This is a genomic window from Micromonospora sp. CA-240977, from assembly GCF_050942285.1.
Classification (GTDB): domain Bacteria; phylum Actinomycetota; class Actinomycetes; order Mycobacteriales; family Micromonosporaceae; genus Micromonospora.
The window spans coordinates 6369138-6386187 of record NZ_CP192055.1 but is presented as its reverse complement, the minus strand read 5'-3'; the positions used below and the strand labels follow the sequence as shown (position 1 = coordinate 6386187).

Sequence of the window (17050 nt, the reverse complement as noted above, 5' to 3'; positions counted from 1 at the left end):
CGCCCGCGACGCATCATGATTATCGCGTGACCACTCTGCCGCAACACCCCCCCGAAGGGACAGGCCCCATCCGCCCGTCCGCCGCGGTGGCTCGGGCGGCCCGCGCGCTCGCCTCCGCCGGGGTCGGCTCGGCCCGGGTGGAGGCCGAGTTGCTGGCCGCGTACGTGCTGGGGGTGCCCCGCGGTCGGCTGGCGCTCGCCGACGACCTCAGCGGCGAGCAGGTGGCGCGGCTCGACGGCCTGACGCGTCGGCGGGCCGCGCGGGAGCCGTTGCAGCACCTGACCGGCCGGGCCGGGTTCCGACACCTCGAACTGTCGGTCGGCCCGGGTGTCTTCGTGCCTCGGCCGGAGACCGAGTTGCTGGCCGGCTGGGGCGTCGAGCAGGCCCGGGGCCGGACCGACCCGGTGGTGGTCGACCTGTGCAGCGGCTCGGGCGCTATCGCGCTGGCGGTCGCCCAGGAGCTGCCCGGGGCCCGGGTGATCGCGGTGGAGCGGTCCCCGGAGGCGCTGGCCTGGTTGCGGCGCAACGCGGCGGAGCGGGCCCGGGCGGGGGACCGGCCGATCGAGGTGGTCGAGGCCGACGTGACAGCACCGAACCTGCTGGCGGCCCTGGTGGGCTCCGTGGACGTGCTGCTCTGCAACCCGCCGTACGTGCCGGACGACGTGGTGGTCCCCCCGGAGGTGGCCGGGCACGATCCGGCGGAGGCGGTCTTCGGCGGCGCGGACGGTCTGGCGGTGATCCGTCCCGTCGTCAGCCGGGCGGCGGCGCTGCTGCGCGCGGGCGGCGTTCTCGGGGTCGAGCACGACGACACCCACGGCGCGGCGGTCCCCGGGCTGCTGGCCGACGACGGTGCCTTCACCGCTGTCACGGCGCATCTGGACCTCACCGGACGTCCCCGTTACGCCACCGCGTCCCGACGGGCGGACGGCCAGCACGCCCCGATCGGGGCGGCGTGGCAGACTGACTCCTCGTGATGCTCTACGACTGCCGGTCGCCCGCCGATCGGGACCGCGGCATCGCTGCGGCGATCGAGGCGGTCAAGAACGGCGAGCTTGTCGTCCTCCCCACCGACACCGTCTACGGGATCGGCGCGGACGCGTTCACCCCGTACGCGGTCAAGGCCCTGCTCGATGCCAAGGGCCGGGGTCGGCAGATGCCGCCGCCGGTGCTGATCGGCTCGCGGCACACCCTGGACGGGTTGGTCTTCTCGCTGCCCACTGCCGCCCGGGACCTGGTGGAGGCGTTCTGGCCGGGTGCGCTGACGATCGTGGTCGAGCACTCGCCGAGCCTCCAGTGGGACCTGGGCGACAAGACGGGCACGGTGGCGGTGCGGATGCCGCTGCACCCGGTGGCGCTGGAGGTGCTGCGGGAGACCGGCCCGATGGCGGTCTCGTCGGCAAACAAGACCGGCCAGCCCGCCGCGGTGACCGCCGAGGAGGCACGGGACCAGCTCAGCTACTCGGTGCGGGCCTACCTGGAGGCCGGGCCGTGCCCGGACCCGGTGCCCAGCACGATCGTGGATCTGACCGGTGAGGTGCCGCAACTGCTGCGGGCCGGGGCGATCCCGCTGGAGAAGCTGCGCGACGTCGTCCCGGACCTCGTCGACAGTCGGGGGGTCTGAGTGCCCCCGTTCACGGTCCTGCACGTCTGCATGGGCAACATCTGCCGATCTCCGATGGCGGAGCGGCTGCTCGCTCTCGCGGTGCGGGAGCGGTTGACCCGGCGCGCGCAGGACCCGGCCCGGGCCGAGGAGCTGGTGCACAGCCACAGCGCCGGCACGGGTGGTTGGCACGCGGGCGAGGAGATGAACCCGCCGGCGGCCCGGCAGGTCACCGGCCGTGGCGGGGACGTCGAGGGGTTCGCCGCGCGCAAGCTGCGGTCGGACCACATCGACGCCGCCGACCTGGTCCTGACCGCCACCGCCGACCAGCAGGAGTACGTGGTGGCGTTGCGGCCGGACGCGGCGGCCCGCACGTTCGTGCTCGGCGAGTTCGGTCGGCTGCTGGCCGCGGTGGATACCGCCGCGTTGCCGCCGGGTGACGCGACCCCGGAGGCCGTGTACGCCCGGGGGGTGGCCCTGGTGGCAGCGGCCCACGACGCCCGGTTGGGCGCCTCGGCGCTGGCGACCGACGATCTGGACGACCCGTGGGGTCGTGGTGACCAGTGCTTCAGCCGGGTCGCCGACGAGATCGAGGAGACGGTCCACCCGCTGGCCGGCGCGCTGCTGCCCTGAGCGCGGTGCGAGTTTCCTCCGGGTTTGGGGAAAACCCGGGGCGAAAGCGGCGTTCCGGGTCATTCTGAACGGGTCCTAGCGTGACCGGCTCCTGCGGGGAGAGCTGATGATCCGGGCCCATCTCGACAAACTGCTGACCGTGGTGATCGCCGGAGTGCTGGCCGGGTTGGTGCTGGCCGCGGCCGCCCTGCCGGTGGCGCTGGTGTTCGGGATCGGCTTCAGCGCCCTGTCCACGCCGTACTCGGAGCTGCCGAACACGCTCCGCACGCCGCCCACCGCGCAGCGCTCCAACCTCTACGCCAACGACGGCACCACCCTGATCACCTCCTTCTACCAGGAGGACCGGGTGGACGTGCCGCTGCGCGAGGTGGCCCCGGTGATGCGCCAGGCGATAGTGGCCGCCGAGGACGTCCGGTTCTACCAGCACAGCGGGGTGGACCTGCGGGGCGTGGTGCGCGCGTTCACCGTCAACAAGCGGGACGGGCGGACCCGGCAGGGCGCCTCCACGCTGACCATGCAGTACGTCCGCAACGTGCTCAGCAGCGACCCCCGGCTGACCGAGGCGCAGCGGGTGGCCGCCACCGAGGTCACCACCGCCCGCAAGCTCCAGGAGATGCGGTACGCGCTCGCGCTGGAACGGGAGCTCGACAAGGAGCAGATCCTCACCCGCTACCTCAACATCGCCTACTTCGGCGCCGGGGCGTACGGCATCGCGGCGGCCAGCAAGCGCTACTTCTCCCGGTCGCCGGCCGAGTTGACGCTGGCCCAGGCGGCGCTGCTGGCCGGTCTGGTCCGGTCGCCGGACAGCGACGACCCGATAAACGGCGACGCCGACAGCGCGCTGGAGCGTCGGTCGTACGTGTTGGAGCGGCTTGTGGAGTCGGGGCAGGTGCCGGCGGACGCGGCGGCGGCGGCGCGGGCCGAGCCACTACAGCTACGGCCGAGCGAGACCCCCAACGACTGCACCGGGGTGCCCGAGACGCACAACGACTGGGGGTTCTTCTGCGACTGGTTCACCCGCTGGTGGAGCAGCCAATCCGCGTTCGGGGCGAGCGCCGACGAGCGGCAGCGCGCGCTGCGCCGGGGTGGGTTCTCGATCGTGTCGTCACTCGACCCGGGGGTGCAGCGGGCCACCACCGAGCAGGTGCTGAAGATCTATCAGCCGTCGGCTGCAGAGGCGGTGCCGACCGCTGTGGTGCAACCGGGCACCGGGCGGGTGCTGGCGATGTCGGTGAACCGCGCCTACAGCGTGCAGGACAACCCGGTCGGGCAGAAGAACCGCCCGAACACTGTCAACCAGTTGGTCGGTGGCGGTGGCGCGATCGAGGGGTACCAGGGCGGCTCGACGTTCAAGCTCTTCACGATGCTGGCCGCGCTGGAGGCGGGCCTGCCGCTGTCGACCGACTTCGTGGCCCCCACCCGGTTGCTCACCCGCTTCCCGGTGACCGGGGAGGCGAGCTGTGACGGCCGCTGGTGCCCGTCGAACGCCAGCCCGTCCTCGATGGATGGCCCCCGGACCATGTGGAGCGCGTTCGGCCGGTCGGTGAACACGTACTTCGCCTGGCTGACCGAGAAGGTCGGCGCGGACCGGGTGGTGGAGATGGCGGAGCGACTCGGCATCGTGCTGCGGGCCGACGCCGACGCCCGACTGGCCCGGTACGGCGCGAAGGACTGGGGTCCGTTCACGTTGGGCGTCGCCGCGACCACCCCGCTGGACCTGGCCACCGCGTACGCCACGGTGGCCGCCGAGGGGACCTGGTGCGCTCCGCTGCCGGTGGTGTCGATCACCGATGCGGGCGGCCGGCCGGTCGACGCGGCCAAGCCGGACTGCCGACAGGTGCTCGACGTCGACGTCGCGCGGGCGGCCACCGACGCGGCGCGCTGCCCGGTCGGCGACCAGTCGATGTACGGGCGCTGCGACGGCGCCACCGCACCCGGCCTGCGCGCGCGGCTCGGCCGACCGGTGGCGGGCAAGACCGGCAGCTCGGAACGGTACGAGACGGAGACGGTCGTCGCGTTCACGCCGCAGCTGACGGTCGCCTCGATGGCGGCGAACCCGGACGATCCCCGGGACGCGGTCGGTCAGGCCGTGCAGGCCCGGATGGTGGACGCGGTCGGCGAGGTGCTCGCCACCGCCCTGCGCGGTCAACCGGTACGCGACTTCGTCCCGCCGAGCGAACGGACCGCCTTCCAGGTCACCGGAGTCCGCAGCGGCAACTGAGGCCGGGGCGGATCAGGGGGCCTGTTCGGCGTTGCGGGCGATGTTGCGGGCCATGCCGCCGAAGACAAGCGCGTGGAAGGGTGCGACAGACCCCCAGTAGGCGTGCCCGCTCAGCCCGCGGGGCAGGAAGACAGCGCGTTGCTGGTAGCGGCTGCGGCCGCCGTCGCTGGGCAGCACCCGCATCTCCAGCCAGGCCCGGCCGGGCAGCCGCATCTCGGCGCGCAGCCGCAGCAGCTCGCCCGGGACGATCTCCTCGACCCGCCAGAAGTCCAGCGCCTCACCGACCTGGAGGCGGTGCGGGTCGCGCCGGCCCCGACGGAGCCCAACCCCGCCGACCAGGCGGTCCAGCCAGCCGCGGACCGACCAGGCGAGCGGGAACGAGTACCAGCCGTGTTCGCCGCCGACTCCCTCGATGACCCGCCAGAGCGCCGCCGGTGGGGCGTCCACCGCCCGCTCGCGGACGTCGGTGTAGACGCTGCCGCCGGACCACTCCGGGTCGCTGGGCAGCGGCTCGGCGGGCGCGTCCGGGCCGCTCGCTGTCGACCAGCGGGTCTCCACCTGGGCGTCGCGGACCTTGGCGAGGGCGAGCGCCACCGCGTCGTCGAAGCCGGTCAGCCCGTCGGGAGGGTCGGGCAGGTAGCGGGCGATGTCGTGTTCGTGCGCGACCGCCTCGTGGATCAGGCTCTCCACCAGGGGGCGGGCGATCGCGTTCGGCACCGGGGTGATCAGGCCGACCCAGTGCGAGGAGAGCGACGGGGTGAGCGGACGGACCGGCACGATGAGCCGCCGGCGTAGCCCGGCCACCCGGGCGTAGCGCTGCATCATCTCGCGGAAGGTCAACACGTCCGGCCCGCCGATGTCGAAGCCCCGGTTGACCTCCGGCGGCAGCGCGACGCAGCCGGCCAGGTAGCGCAGCACGTCGCGGACCGCGATGGGTTGGATCCGGTTGCCGACCCAGCGCGGGGTGACCATGGCGGGCAGCCGCTCGGTCAGGTAACGCAGCATCTCGAACGACGCCGAGCCGGACCCGATGATCACCGCGGCCCGGAGCACCGCCGTTGGCACTCCACTGCCCAGCAGGATCCGGCCCACCTCGGCCCGGGACCGCAGGTGCGGGGAGGGGACCTCGGCGTCGGACGCCGGCTCCGGCCCGCCCAGGTAGACGATCCGGCGTACGCCGGCAGCGCGGGCCGCCGCCGCGAAGTTCGTCGCCGCCGCCCGGTCGGCGGTCTCGAAGTCGGGCCGGCCGAGGGAGTGCACCAGGAAGTAGGCGACGTCCACGTCGGCGAAGACGGCCGGCAACGTGTCCGGCCGGCTCAGGTCCCCCTCGACGATCTCGGCCGCCGAGGCCCAGGGCACATCGCGCAGCCGGACCGCCTTGCGGGCCAGGCAACGCACTGCGTGACCCTCGGCGAGCAGCAGCGGCGTCAGCCGCCCGCCGATGTATCCGGTGGCTCCCGTGACGAGGCATCTCACGAGGTCCAGTCTGCGGCCCCCTAGACTCGTTCGCTGTGGAGACCGAGACGAGCACCTTCTGGGGGCCGGATTTCGCGCAGCTCCGGGCGACCGACCCGGAGATCGCCGGGGTGGTCCTCGGTGAGCTGGACCGGTTGCGGGGTGGCCTGCAGCTCATCGCCAGCGAAAACCTGACCTCGCCGGCGGTGCTGGCCGCGCTCGGTTCGACGCTTACCAACAAGTACGCCGAGGGCTACCCGGGTCGGCGCTACTACGGCGGCTGCGCCGAGGTGGACCGCGCCGAGGAGATCGGCATCGCCCGGGCCAAGGAGCTCTTCGGGGCCGAGCACGCCAACCTCCAGCCACACTCCGGGGCGAGCGCCAACCTGGCCGCGTACGCGGCGCTGGTGCAGCCGGGGGACACGGTGCTGGCGATGGACCTGCCGCACGGTGGGCACCTCACCCACGGCAGCCGGGTGAACTTCTCCGGCAAGTGGTTCCACCCGGTCGGTTACCCGGTCCGGCCGGACACCGAGCTGATCGACTACGACGAGGTACGGGATCTGGCGCGGACGCACCGGCCCAAGCTGATCATCTGTGGCGCCACCGCGTACCCCCGTCTGATCGACTTCGCCCGGTTCCGGGAGATCGCCGACGAGGTCGGTGCGTACCTGATGGTGGACGCCGCGCACTTCATCGGCCTGGTCGCCGGCCGCGCGATCCCGTCCCCGGTGCCGTACGCGGACGTCGTCTGCGCCACCACCCACAAGGTGCTGCGCGGCCCGCGCGGCGGCATGATCCTCTGCCGCGAGTCGCTGGCGCAGCGGATCGACAAGGCGGTCTTCCCGTTCACCCAGGGTGGTCCGCTGATGCACGCGGTGGCGGCCAAGGCGGTCGCCCTGCGCGAGGCCGCCCAGCCGGAGTTCCAGACGTACGCCCGGCAGGTGGTCAGCAACGCCCAGGCGCTCGCGGCCGGGCTGGCCGACGAGGGGATGCGCCAGGTGTCCGGTGGCACCGACACCCACCTCGCCCTGATCGACCTGCGGGACGTGGGGGTGACCGGCGCGGAGGCCGAGCGGCGCTGCGACGCCGCGTCGATCACCCTGAACAAGAACGCCATCCCGTACGACCCGCAGCCCCCGATGGTGGCCTCCGGTCTGCGGGTGGGCACCCCGAGCGTCACCACCCAGGGCATGCGGGAGGGGGAGCTGCGGCAGGTGGCCACCCTGATCGCGCGGGCGGTGCGCACCGATCCCGGGGCGCCGGGTGGCGCCGACGAGCTGACCCGGCTCGGTGCCGAGGTGGCCGAGCTGGTCGCGGCGTTCCCGGCGTACCCCCGTGGCTGAGCCCGGGGTGGTCGAGCCCGGCGTCGACCGGCGGTGGCGGTTGCGGCACCTGCCGGTGCTGCTCGGCGCGTCGGCGGCGTTGGCCGCGGTCGCCGCGGTGGTGGGCGCGGTGACCGGCGGCGCGACGGCCGCGTTCGGCGCCGCGGTCGGAGTCGGCGTCACGGTGCTCAGCTACACCCTCACCACAGTGGTGTTGGCGCGGGCCGACCAGGTCAACCCGCAGATGCTGTTGCCGCTCGGTCTGGGCCTGTACGTGCTGAAGTTCACCCTGTTGGGTGTCGTGCTGGTGGCGGTGGCGTCGACCGGGTGGCCGGGGTTGATCCCTCTTTGCCTCGGCATCGTCGCCGGGGTGGCAGTGTGGACAGCGGTGCACCTCTGGTGGCTGACCAGGGTGTACGCCCGCCAGCCACGGGACTGACCTGGCGATCGGCCGGCCTGCCGTCCCAACCAGCGGACGCGCCGCAATGTGTCGGCCTCCGGTCATTTTCCGACGGGCGGAAGGGGAGTAGCGTGCCCACAGACGACGGCGCCCACGAGATGCCCACACAACGATGGTTGTGCGGGGGGTGAGGCACAGCCTCGTCTTCCCGGCTGATATCGTTCGCCCCGTCATGGCTGATGACCAAACCCCCCGTCCCGCCGGTGAACCGGACGACTATCCGTCCGGTGCCGGTCAGGGTTGGACCGCGCTCAGCTACCTCATCGGAGGCATGCTCGTGTGGGGTTTCATCGGCTGGCTGGTCGACCAGTGGCTCGACACCGGTGGCGTCGCCACCGGGATCGGCTTCGTGCTCGGCATGGCCGGGGGAGTCATCCTGGTCATCCGCCGACTCGGCACGCCTACTTAGGAAGGGACGCGGTGTTCGGACAGGCGAACGTCCTGGCAGCGGGCCAGGCGGAATTCCCACCCAGTGTGGAGGACTTCTACCTGCCCAGCATCCTGCCCTGGGGTGCACACGACTCGTACTGGATCACCAAGTTCACCTTGATGATCTGGATCGCGGTCGGTGTGCTGATCATCTTCTTCCTGGCCACCTACCGGAACCCGAAGTTGGTGCCGACCAAGAAGCAGTGGTTCGCCGAGTCGATCTACGGCTTCGTGCGCAACAACATCTCGGTCGACATGATCGGTCACCAGGGTGTGCGATTCGCTCCGTACTTCACCACGCTGTTCTGCTTCGTGCTGGTGACGAACGCGTTCGCGATCATCCCGTTGTTCCAGATCTCACCGAACTCGCACATCGCCTTCCCGGCGATCCTCGCGGTGATCAGCTACGTGCTGTTCAACTACATCGGCATCCGGCACCACGGCTTCGGCAAATACTTCAAGCACGCCCTGATCCCGCCGGCACCCTGGTACATCCTGCCGCTGCTGATCCCGATTGAGGCGTTCTCGACCTTCATCATCCGGCCGTTCTCGCTGGCCGTCCGTCTCTTCGCGAACATGTTCGCCGGCCACATGCTCCTGCTGGTCTTCACGCTCGGCGGCTTCGCGATGCTCAACGCCAACGCCTGGCTGGCACCGGTCTCGGTGGTCTCCTGGGTGATGACCGTGGCGCTGACCCTGCTCGAGGCACTGGTCATCGTCCTGCAGGCCTACGTCTTCACGGTGCTGAGCGCCAGCTACATCCAGGGCGCGATCGCCGAAGAGCACTGATCCACGCACCAACCGTTGTCGTCCCGCGTGAGAGTCACGCGTGATAACCAGGAGGAACCACTAATGGATTACGTCGCCGCGGTAGAGGGCAGCACCGCCGCCATCGGCTACGGCCTCGCGGCCATCGGCCCGGGCATCGGCGTTGGCCTGGTCTTCGCCGCCTACATCCAGTCGACCGCCCGGCAGCCCGAGTCGTCCCGGATGACCCTGCCGTACGTCTGGATCGGCTTCGCCGTCATCGAGGCGCTGGCGCTGTTCGGCATCGCCTTCGGCTTCATCTGGGCCGGCTGATCCCCGCCCTTCAGACCGGGAGGTCATCCATGTTCTTCCTCGCCGCTGAGGGTGGTGAGTCCAGCCACAACCCGATCCTCCCGATCGGGCAGGAGATCGTGGTCGGCACGATCGCCTTCGCCGTGCTCTGCTTCGTGCTGATGAAGTTCGTCTTCCCGCGCATGGAGCAGACGTTCCAGGCCCGGGTCGACGCGATCGAGGGCGGCATCAAGCGCGCCGAGGCCGCCCAGGCCGAGGCCAACCAGCTCCTCGAGCAGTACCGTGCCCAGCTCGCCGAGGCCCGGACCGACGCCGCGAAGATCCGTGACGACGCGCGGGCCGACGCCGAGGGGATTCGGCAGGACATCCTCGCCAAGGCGCGGGAAGAGTCCGACCGGGTCATCCAGGCCGGCAAGGACGCACTCGCCGCCGAGCGGGCCACCATCGTGCGCGAGCTGCGTGCCGAGGTCGGCACCATCGCGGTGGACCTGGCCAGCAAGATCGTTGGCGAGTCGCTTGCCGACGAGGCCCGGCGTAAGGGCACCGTCGACCGGTTCCTGAGCGGCCTCGAGAGCACGGGGGCCCGCTGATGCAGGCCGCCAGCCGGGAGTCGTACAAGGTCGCGGCCGAGGGCCTCGACGCGTACGTCCGCGGCACCGACGCGGTCGCCGTGGCTCACACCGCGAACGACCTGCTCGCCGTGGCCGGGCTGTTGCGACGGGAGACTCGGCTGCGCCGGGCGCTCTCCGACCCGGCCCGGTCCGGCGCGGACCGCGCCGAACTGCTCAGCGGGATGCTGCGCGGCAAGGTCGGCGATGGTGCGATCGAGCTGCTCGCCTCGCTGGTGTCCGGCCGTTGGTCGGTGCCGTCGGAGTTGCTCGACGGCGTCGAGCGGCTCGGTGTGGAGGCGGTGCTCGCCAGCACGGAGGCCGCCGGTGATCTCGCCGAGGTCGAGGACGAGCTGTTCCGCTTCGGGCAGATCGTCGCCGGCGAGCCCGCGCTCTCGGCGGTGCTGTCGAACCCCGCGGCACCGGTGGACCAGCGCGGGGTCCTGGTCGGTCAGTTGCTGGCCGGCAAGACCCGCCTGGCTACCGTTCGCCTCATCGAGGTGGCGTTGTCCGGCTTCGGGGGGCGCTCCTTCAGCGGGTCGCTCACCCGGCTCGTGGAACTCGCCGCCGAACGGCGGGACCGGCAGGTGGCGTACGTCACCGTCGCGGCCCCGTTGAGTGACGAGGAAGAGCGCCGGCTCGGTGCGAGCCTCGCGGGGATATACGGTCGAGAGGTCTCCGTCAAGCAGACGGTCGACCCGCACGTCCTGGGTGGCGTGAGCGTCCGGGTCGGTTCCGACCTGTACGACGGCACCATCCTGCGCCGCCTCAACGAGACCCGCAACGCGCTCGCGAAGCGCTGAACGGCTTCGCCGCCCCGCGGCTGAGCGGCTCCGCCGCCCAGTGTCGGGGTGGTTCCGCCGCCAACGCCTGGATTGACAGACGCCATTCGGACCGGTTGGTACTAGGTATCCCGGGCCCCTGAATTTTAAGGAAGCAGAGGATGGCCGAGCTGACCATCTCGACGGAGGAGATCCGCGGCGCCCTGGAGCGCTACGTCTCCTCCTACTCGTCCGACGTCTCCCGCGAGGAGGTCGGCACCGTCGCCGACACCGGCGACGGCATCGCCCACGTCGAGGGCCTGCCCTCGACCATGACCAACGAGCTCCTGGAGTTCGAGGACGGCACGCTCGGCGTGGCGTTGAACCTCGACGTCCGGGAGATCGGTGTCGTCGTCCTCGGTGACTCCGCCAAGCTGGAGGAGGGGCAGCGCGTCAAGCGCACCGAGCGGGTTCTCTCCGTTCCGGTCGGCGACGCCTTCCTCGGCCGCGTGGTCGACGCGCTCGGCCAGCCGATCGACGGGCTCGGCGACATCGCCAACGAGGGCTTCCGCGAGCTGGAGCTGCAGGCTCCGAACGTGATGTCCCGTCAGTCGGTGTTCGAGCCGCTGCAGACCGGTATCAAGGCCATCGACGCGATGACCCCGATCGGTCGGGGCCAGCGGCAGCTGATCATCGGTGACCGCAAGACCGGTAAGACCACCGTCGCCCTGGACGCGATCCTCAACCAGCGGGACAACTGGCGCACCGGCGACCCGAAGAAGCAGGTCCGCTGCATCTACGTCGCCATCGGCCAGAAGGCCTCCACCATCGCCTCGATCAAGGGGCAGCTGGAAGAGGCCGGCGCGATGGAGTACACGACCATCGTGGCCTCCCCGGCGTCCGACCCGGCCGGCTTCAAGTACCTGGCCCCGTACACCGGCTCGTCCATCGGGCAGCACTGGATGTACGGCGGCAAGCACGTCCTGATCGTCTTCGACGACCTGAGCAAGCAGGCCGAGGCGTACCGGGCCGTGTCGCTGCTGCTGCGTCGCCCGCCGGGCCGTGAGGCGTACCCGGGTGACGTCTTCTACCTGCACTCCCGCCTGCTGGAGCGTTGCGCGAAGCTCTCCGACGAGCTGGGTGGCGGCTCGATGACCGGTCTGCCGATCATCGAGACGAAGGCCAACGACATCTCGGCCTTCATCCCGACCAACGTCATCTCGATCACCGACGGCCAGATCTTCCTGGAGACCGACCTGTTCAACCAGGGCGTTCGTCCGGCGATCAACGTCGGCACCTCGGTCTCCCGGGTCGGCGGCGCCGCCCAGGTGAAGCCGATGCGCAAGGTCGCGGGTTCGCTGCGGCTCAACCTGGCCCAGTACCGCGAGCTGGAGGCGTTCGCCGCCTTCGCCTCCGACCTGGACCGGGCCTCCCGGGCCCAGCTCGACCGCGGTGTCCGCCTCGTCGAGCTGCTCAAGCAGCCGAACTACTCGCCGTACCCGGTGCAGGAAGAGGTCGTCTCGGTCTGGGCCGGCACCGAGGGCAAGCTGGACGACATCCCGGTGGGTGACATCCGGCGCTTCGAGTCCGAGTTCCTCCAGTACCTGCGGCACAAGCACGAGGGTGTGCTGGCCGGTATCGCCGACAACCAGTGGGGCGACGACATCGTCGGTTCGCTGGACGCGGCGATCACCGAGTTCAAGCAGGTCTTCCTCAACAAGGACGACGACCGCAAGGTCAACGACGCGCCGGCCGCACCGCTTGAGGGCGACGAGAACCGCGAGACGGTGACCCGCTTCCGCGACAGCGCGACCGACCGCCCGGCCGAGAGCTGATCCCGTGGCGGCCCAGGTACGCGTTCTTCGTCAACGGATCCGCTCGGCGAAGTCGATGAAGAAGATCACCAAGGCGATGGAGCTCGTGGCGACGAGCCGGATCGCCAAGGCTCAGGCCCGGGTGCAGGCGTCCCTGCCGTACGCCCAGGCCATCACCGGTGTGCTCACGGCGCTGGCGTCCAACGCGCGGATCGACCACCCGCTGCTCACCCCGCGCGAGCGGGTGCGGCGGGCGGGCGTCCTGTTGGTCACCAGCGACCGTGGCCTGGCCGGCGGTTACAGCTCCAACGCGATCAGGATGGCCGAGTCGTTGATCGCCCGGCTCCGGGCGGACGGCAAGGAGCCGGTGCTCTACGTCATCGGACGTAAGGGCGTCGGGTTCTACCGGTTCCGCGACCGGCCGATCGAGGCGAACTGGACCGGCTTCAGCGAGCAGCCGTCGTTCGAGGACGCCCGTACCGTCGGTGAGACGCTGATCAAGGCGTTCACCGCCGGTGCGGACGACGTCGACGGCAGCGCCGGAGCGGACGGGGTGCTCGGCGTCGACGAGTTGCACATCGTCTACACCGAGTTCCACTCGCTGATGACGCAGAACCCGGTGACCAAGATCATTGGTCCCATGCAGGTGGAGGACCGGCCGCGCTCCGAGGGGTTGCTGCCGGCGTACGAGTTCGAGCCGGAGGCGGAGGCGCTGCTCGACGCGCTCCTGCCGAGGTACATCAACACGCGGATCTACGCGGCGTTGATCGAGTCGGCGGCGAGTGAGTCGGCGGCACGTCGGCGGGCGATGAAGAGCGCCACCGACAACGCCGAAGACATGATCGAGAAGTACACGCGCGAGATGAACTCGGCTCGCCAGGCCGGGATCACCCAGGAGATCAGCGAGATCGTCGGCGGCGCCAACGCGCTGGCCGCGTCGGGAAGTGAAGTGTGATGACTGCACCAGTAGAGACCAAGACGGCCACGGGTCGCGTGGTCCGGGTCATCGGCCCGGTCGTCGACGCCGAGTTCCCGCGCGACGCCATGCCGGCCCTGTTCAACGCCCTCAACGTCAACGTGAACCTGTCCGGCGGTGAGAAGACGCTGACCCTGGAGGTCGCCCAGCACCTGGGTGACAACCTGGTCCGTGCCATCTCGATGCAGCCGACGGACGGCCTGGTTCGCGGCGCGGAGGTGCGTGACCTCGGCGAGCCGATCAGTGTGCCGGTGGGCGACGCGGTCAAGGGCCACGTGTTCAACGCGATCGGCGAGGTGCTCAACCTCAAAGAGGGCGAGACGTTCCAGGCGGACGACCGGTGGGGCATCCACCGCAAGGCGCCGGCCTTCGCCGACCTCGAGCCGAAGACCGAGATGCTGGAGACCGGCATCAAGGTCATCGACCTGCTCGCCCCGTACGTCAAGGGCGGCAAGATCGGCCTGTTCGGCGGCGCGGGCGTGGGCAAGACGGTGCTCATCCAGGAGATGATCACCCGGGTGGCCCGCAACTTCGGTGGTACCTCGGTCTTCGCCGGCGTGGGTGAGCGCACCCGTGAGGGCAACGACCTCATCGCCGAGATGACCGAGTCCGGCGTCATCGACAAGACCGCGCTGGTCTACGGCCAGATGGACGAGCCGCCGGGCACCCGGCTGCGGGTGGCGCTCTCCGCGCTGACCATGGCGGAGTACTTCCGGGACGTGAAGAAGCAGGAGGTGCTGCTCTTCATCGACAACATCTTCCGCTTCACCCAGGCCGGTTCCGAGGTGTCCACGCTGCTCGGCCGCATGCCGAGCGCCGTGGGTTACCAGCCGACCCTGGCCGACGAGATGGGCGAGCTCCAGGAGCGGATCACCTCCGTCCGGGGCCAGGCCATCACCTCCATGCAGGCGATCTACGTGCCGGCGGACGACTACACCGACCCCGCCCCGGCGACCACGTTCGCCCACCTGGACGCGACCACCAACCTGGAGCGGTCGATCTCCGACAAGGGCATCTACCCGGCCGTGGACCCGCTGGCGTCCTCGTCCCGGATCCTCGCCCCGGAGTTCGTCGGCCAGGAGCACTTCCAGGTCGCCACCGAGGTGAAGCGGATCCTGCAGCGCTACCGCGACCTGCAGGACATCATCGCCATCCTCGGCATCGAGGAGCTCTCCGAGGAAGACAAGATCACCGTGCAGCGCGCGCGGCGGATCGAGCGCTTCCTCTCGCAGAACACCTACGCGGCGGAGCAGTTCACCGGCGTGCCGGGCTCGACGGTCCCGATCAAGGAGACCATCGAGGCGTTCCGCAAGATCAGCGAGGGTGAGTACGATCACTTCCCCGAGCAGGCGTTCTTCATGTGCGGCGGTCTCGAGGACCTGGAGCGCAAGGCTGAGGAGCTGATGAAGGCCTGACCGGCCCGATTCGACAGGCAACAAAAAGACTGCCCCGGCAATGCCGGGGCAGTCTTTTGTTCATCTTCGCGTCTTACCATCGTCGCGGTCCGTTACTCGGGGTCGTCCGTTTCGAACAATCCGAGATACGTTCTATCCGCACGCTCACCCGAACGAGCGTTGATCTTTGCAACCTTTCGACGAGGTGCGCCCGTCTTCCTCCACGTGGGCGTAACGAACGGAGCTGCTCGTGGGTAAGGCCGGCAAGCGTGGCCGCAAGTCATCAGTCTGGCGCGGCGTGCCGCGCTGGGCCAGGATCTGCACTGTGTTCGGCACCGTGCTGGTCGTGCTCAGCGGAGCGGTGCTTGTCGGCACGGAGGCCCTGATGGCCCGCTACGAGGGCGCGGTCGGCAAGGCGGACCTGTTCGGTGACCAGGCGGCGGGCGCCCAGGCGAAGAAGAGCGACATCAAGGGCCCGCTCAACATCCTGCTCGTCGGCATCGACCCGCGTACGCCCACCGCCGCGCCGCTTGCCGACTCGATCATGGTGTTGCACGTGCCGGCGTCGATGGACCGGGCCTACCTCTTCTCCCTGCCGCGCGACCTCTACGTGCCCATCCCGCCGTTCAAGAAGGCCAACTTCCCCGGCGAGACCACGAAGATCAACGCTGCCATGTCGTTCGGCAGCAAGGTGCCGGGGGCCAACCCCGACGCCGCACGGGGCTTCGAACTGCTTGCCACCACAGTGCAGAACGTGACAGGCATCAAGCGGTTCGATGCCGGCGCCATCATCAACTTCACCGGCTTCCAGAAGATCGTCGACGCGATGGGCGGCGTCGACATGTACGTCGAGCGGGAGGTCAGGTCCGAGCACAAGCAGCCGGACGGTAAGCCGCGCCCGGGCAAGACGTACGGCGAGGGTTACGTCGGCCCGCAGGCGGTCTACAAGAAGGGCAACCAACACCTCAGCGGGTGGCAGGCGCTGGACTACGTCCGGCAGCGCTACCCGAAGAACGGTGTTCCGGACTCCGACTACGGCCGGCAGCGTCACCAGCAGCAGTTCGTCAAGGCCATGGTCGGCCAGGCGTTCAGCGCCGACGTGGTGTCCAACCCGATCAAGTTGGACAAGGTGCTCCGCGCCGCCGGCCAGTCGCTGATCTTCAACGGTCGGGGCAACAGCGTTGTCAACTTCGGGCTCGCCCTGAAGGACATCCGCCCCAACACCATCCAGATGATCAAGCTCGCCGGCGGTGAGCTCAAGAACAGCAGGGGTGTCTACCTCGGTGAGCAGTTCCAGGCGGATGTCCCGGACTTCTTCACCGCCCTGCACAACGAGCAGCTCGACGCCTTCCTGCTGGAGCATCCGGACTTCGTCAACAAGACCAAGTAGTAGTGCCGCGGGTTCTCCCACCCGCGTTGGGAGCGCGCACGCGTCAGGCTAGACTTTCGGCAATCCGTCGCCGCAGCAAGGAGACAGCGTGGCAAAGCAGCTTCACGTCGAGCTCGTCGCCGTCGAGGAGAAGGTCTGGTCCGGTGACGCCGAGATGGTCGTCGCCCGGACGACCGAAGGCGAGCTCGGTGTCCTGCCGGGGCACGCGCCGCTGCTCGGCCAGCTCGCGGAGCCCGGTCAGGTCCGCATCAAGCTCGCCAGCGGTGAGCAGGTCTCCTACGAGGTGGCCGGCGGCTTCCTCTCGGTGAGCGCCGACGGCGTCATCGTGCTGGCCGAGAGCGCAACCCCGGTCTCCGCGCAGAGCCGCTGAGCCACACCGGGGATGGACATCGTCGAAGGAATCGGGATCGGCGTTGTCGTCATCCTCGGCGCGCTTCTCACCCTCTTCGTCCGGCGAGCCCTGGTCACCCGCAGCGGTGGCATCATCCGGCTCAGCGTCCGAGTCACCACGATGCTCGACGGCCGGGGCTGGTCGCCCGGCTTCGGCCGGTTCGCCGGTGACGAGCTTCGGTGGTACCGGATGTTCAGCTTCGCGATCCGACCCAAGCGGGTGCTCTCCCGCAAGGGGCTGGCGGTCGAACGCCGTCGGCTGCCGGAGGGCCAGGAACGGCTCTCCATGCCGGCCGACTGGGTGATCCTCCGCTGTACCAGTCACCACGCACCGGTGGAGATCGCCATGGCGCGGTCGACAGTTACCGGTTTCCTCTCCTGGCTCGAGGCCGCCCCTCCGGGGGCGGTCTCGCCGCGTATGGCCTCCCAGGACTGGCCGGCTGCCTGAGTTGTCCGTTGCCCTTGGGGTTTCCGGGGCAGCCCGCCCGTCTCCGGGCGGTCAGGCTTGATCCCTGTGCCGGACGGGCCGCCCCGG

General features: G+C 70.2%; 18 protein-coding genes. 17 read left to right on the top strand and 1 reads right to left on the bottom strand.

Features of this window, described 5'->3' with window-relative positions; all coding sequences use genetic code 11:
* The first annotated feature begins 26 nt into the window (after positions 1 to 26).
* The 4 genes from prmC to ACQPWW_RS28920 all read left to right on the top strand — a co-directional run bounded on the left by prmC (position 27) and on the right by ACQPWW_RS28920 (position 4454).
* On the top strand, positions 27 to 974 hold the full coding sequence (gene prmC, locus ACQPWW_RS28935) for a peptide chain release factor N(5)-glutamine methyltransferase (RefSeq protein WP_433126890.1): 948 nt from the start codon (positions 27 to 29) through the stop codon (positions 972 to 974).
* A complete protein-coding gene (locus ACQPWW_RS28930; RefSeq protein WP_433134641.1) occupies positions 974 to 1621 on the top strand; it encodes an L-threonylcarbamoyladenylate synthase in 648 nt (215 codons plus the stop codon). The genes prmC and ACQPWW_RS28930 overlap by 1 nt, the downstream gene beginning before the upstream one ends.
* Positions 1622 to 2233: a phosphotyrosine protein phosphatase gene (locus tag ACQPWW_RS28925; RefSeq protein ID WP_433126888.1), complete on the top strand. Its 612-nt coding sequence runs from the start codon at positions 1622 to 1624 to the stop codon at positions 2231 to 2233. It begins immediately after the preceding gene.
* Between the two features lie 106 nt (positions 2234 to 2339).
* Positions 2340 to 4454, top strand: a complete 2115-nt coding sequence (locus ACQPWW_RS28920) for a transglycosylase domain-containing protein (protein ID WP_433126887.1) — start codon at positions 2340 to 2342, stop codon at positions 4452 to 4454.
* Between the two features lie 12 nt (positions 4455 to 4466).
* Here the strand turns inward: ACQPWW_RS28920 and ACQPWW_RS28915 are convergent, their stop codons facing one another.
* Positions 4467 to 5930, bottom strand: a complete 1464-nt coding sequence (locus tag ACQPWW_RS28915) for an SDR family oxidoreductase (RefSeq protein ID WP_433126885.1) — start codon at positions 5928 to 5930, stop codon at positions 4467 to 4469.
* A 35-nt stretch (positions 5931 to 5965) separates the two neighbouring features.
* On the opposite strand from ACQPWW_RS28915, the gene glyA reads away from it, so the two are divergent.
* The 13 genes from glyA to ACQPWW_RS28850 all read left to right on the top strand — a co-directional run bounded on the left by glyA (position 5966) and on the right by ACQPWW_RS28850 (position 16963).
* Positions 5966 to 7255 (top strand): serine hydroxymethyltransferase, encoded by a 1290-nt coding sequence (gene glyA, locus ACQPWW_RS28910; protein WP_433126883.1) that lies wholly within the window; start codon positions 5966 to 5968, stop codon positions 7253 to 7255.
* Positions 7248 to 7673: a hypothetical protein gene (locus ACQPWW_RS28905; protein WP_433126882.1), complete on the top strand. Its 426-nt coding sequence runs from the start codon at positions 7248 to 7250 to the stop codon at positions 7671 to 7673. The genes glyA and ACQPWW_RS28905 overlap by 8 nt, the downstream gene beginning before the upstream one ends.
* Before the next feature lie 193 nt (positions 7674 to 7866).
* The gene (locus ACQPWW_RS28900; RefSeq protein ID WP_124773539.1) at positions 7867 to 8103 is read left to right on the top strand and encodes an AtpZ/AtpI family protein; all 237 of its coding nucleotides are present in this window, start codon (positions 7867 to 7869) and stop codon (positions 8101 to 8103) included.
* Between the two features lie 11 nt (positions 8104 to 8114).
* Positions 8115 to 8912: a F0F1 ATP synthase subunit A gene (atpB, locus tag ACQPWW_RS28895; RefSeq protein ID WP_433126880.1), complete on the top strand. Its 798-nt coding sequence runs from the start codon at positions 8115 to 8117 to the stop codon at positions 8910 to 8912.
* 63 nt (positions 8913 to 8975) lie between these two features.
* Positions 8976 to 9203, top strand: coding sequence for an ATP synthase F0 subunit C (locus ACQPWW_RS28890; RefSeq protein ID WP_074314047.1), 228 nt, complete (start codon positions 8976 to 8978; stop codon positions 9201 to 9203).
* 29 nt (positions 9204 to 9232) lie between these two features.
* A complete protein-coding gene (locus tag ACQPWW_RS28885) occupies positions 9233 to 9772 on the top strand; it encodes a F0F1 ATP synthase subunit B (RefSeq protein ID WP_433126877.1) in 540 nt (179 codons plus the stop codon).
* Positions 9772 to 10593: a F0F1 ATP synthase subunit delta gene (locus tag ACQPWW_RS28880; RefSeq protein WP_433126876.1), complete on the top strand. Its 822-nt coding sequence runs from the start codon at positions 9772 to 9774 to the stop codon at positions 10591 to 10593. The genes ACQPWW_RS28885 and ACQPWW_RS28880 overlap by 1 nt, the downstream gene beginning before the upstream one ends.
* A gap of 140 nt (positions 10594 to 10733) precedes the next feature.
* Entirely contained in the window at positions 10734 to 12386 is a 1653-nt protein-coding gene (atpA, locus tag ACQPWW_RS28875; RefSeq protein WP_433126874.1) for a F0F1 ATP synthase subunit alpha, read from the top strand.
* A gap of 4 nt (positions 12387 to 12390) precedes the next feature.
* Positions 12391 to 13320 carry a F0F1 ATP synthase subunit gamma gene (locus ACQPWW_RS28870; RefSeq protein ID WP_433126872.1) on the top strand — a complete coding sequence of 310 codons (930 nt, stop codon included), beginning with the start codon at positions 12391 to 12393 and terminating at the stop codon, positions 13318 to 13320.
* Positions 13320 to 14756: a F0F1 ATP synthase subunit beta gene (atpD, locus tag ACQPWW_RS28865; protein ID WP_433126871.1), complete on the top strand. Its 1437-nt coding sequence runs from the start codon at positions 13320 to 13322 to the stop codon at positions 14754 to 14756. Before ACQPWW_RS28870 ends, atpD begins: the two co-directional genes overlap by 1 nt.
* Before the next feature lie 223 nt (positions 14757 to 14979).
* Positions 14980 to 16125, top strand: coding sequence for an LCP family protein (locus ACQPWW_RS28860; protein ID WP_433134639.1), 1146 nt, complete (start codon positions 14980 to 14982; stop codon positions 16123 to 16125).
* An 88-nt stretch (positions 16126 to 16213) separates the two neighbouring features.
* Positions 16214 to 16495 (top strand): F0F1 ATP synthase subunit epsilon, encoded by a 282-nt coding sequence (locus tag ACQPWW_RS28855; RefSeq protein WP_433126869.1) that lies wholly within the window; start codon positions 16214 to 16216, stop codon positions 16493 to 16495.
* A gap of 12 nt (positions 16496 to 16507) precedes the next feature.
* Complete coding sequence (locus tag ACQPWW_RS28850) at positions 16508 to 16963, top strand: DUF2550 domain-containing protein (RefSeq protein ID WP_357246350.1); 456 nt, start codon at positions 16508 to 16510, stop codon at positions 16961 to 16963.
* Positions 16964 to 17050 lie beyond the last annotated feature (87 nt).

Coding starts and splice junctions, on each gene's coding strand:
- ACQPWW_RS28930 (WP_433134641.1), top strand. CDS start 974: ATGCTCTACGACTGCCGGTCGCCCGCCGATCGGGACCGCGGCATCGCT.
- ACQPWW_RS28920 (WP_433126887.1), top strand. CDS start 2,340: ATGATCCGGGCCCATCTCGACAAACTGCTGACCGTGGTGATCGCCGGA.
- ACQPWW_RS28900 (WP_124773539.1), top strand. CDS start 7,867: ATGGCTGATGACCAAACCCCCCGTCCCGCCGGTGAACCGGACGACTAT.
- ACQPWW_RS28890 (WP_074314047.1), top strand. CDS start 8,976: ATGGATTACGTCGCCGCGGTAGAGGGCAGCACCGCCGCCATCGGCTAC.
- ACQPWW_RS28885 (WP_433126877.1), top strand. CDS start 9,233: ATGTTCTTCCTCGCCGCTGAGGGTGGTGAGTCCAGCCACAACCCGATC.
- ACQPWW_RS28880 (WP_433126876.1), top strand. CDS start 9,772: ATGCAGGCCGCCAGCCGGGAGTCGTACAAGGTCGCGGCCGAGGGCCTC.
- atpA (WP_433126874.1), top strand. CDS start 10,734: ATGGCCGAGCTGACCATCTCGACGGAGGAGATCCGCGGCGCCCTGGAG.
- atpD (WP_433126871.1), top strand. CDS start 13,320: ATGACTGCACCAGTAGAGACCAAGACGGCCACGGGTCGCGTGGTCCGG.
- ACQPWW_RS28850 (WP_357246350.1), top strand. CDS start 16,508: ATGGACATCGTCGAAGGAATCGGGATCGGCGTTGTCGTCATCCTCGGC.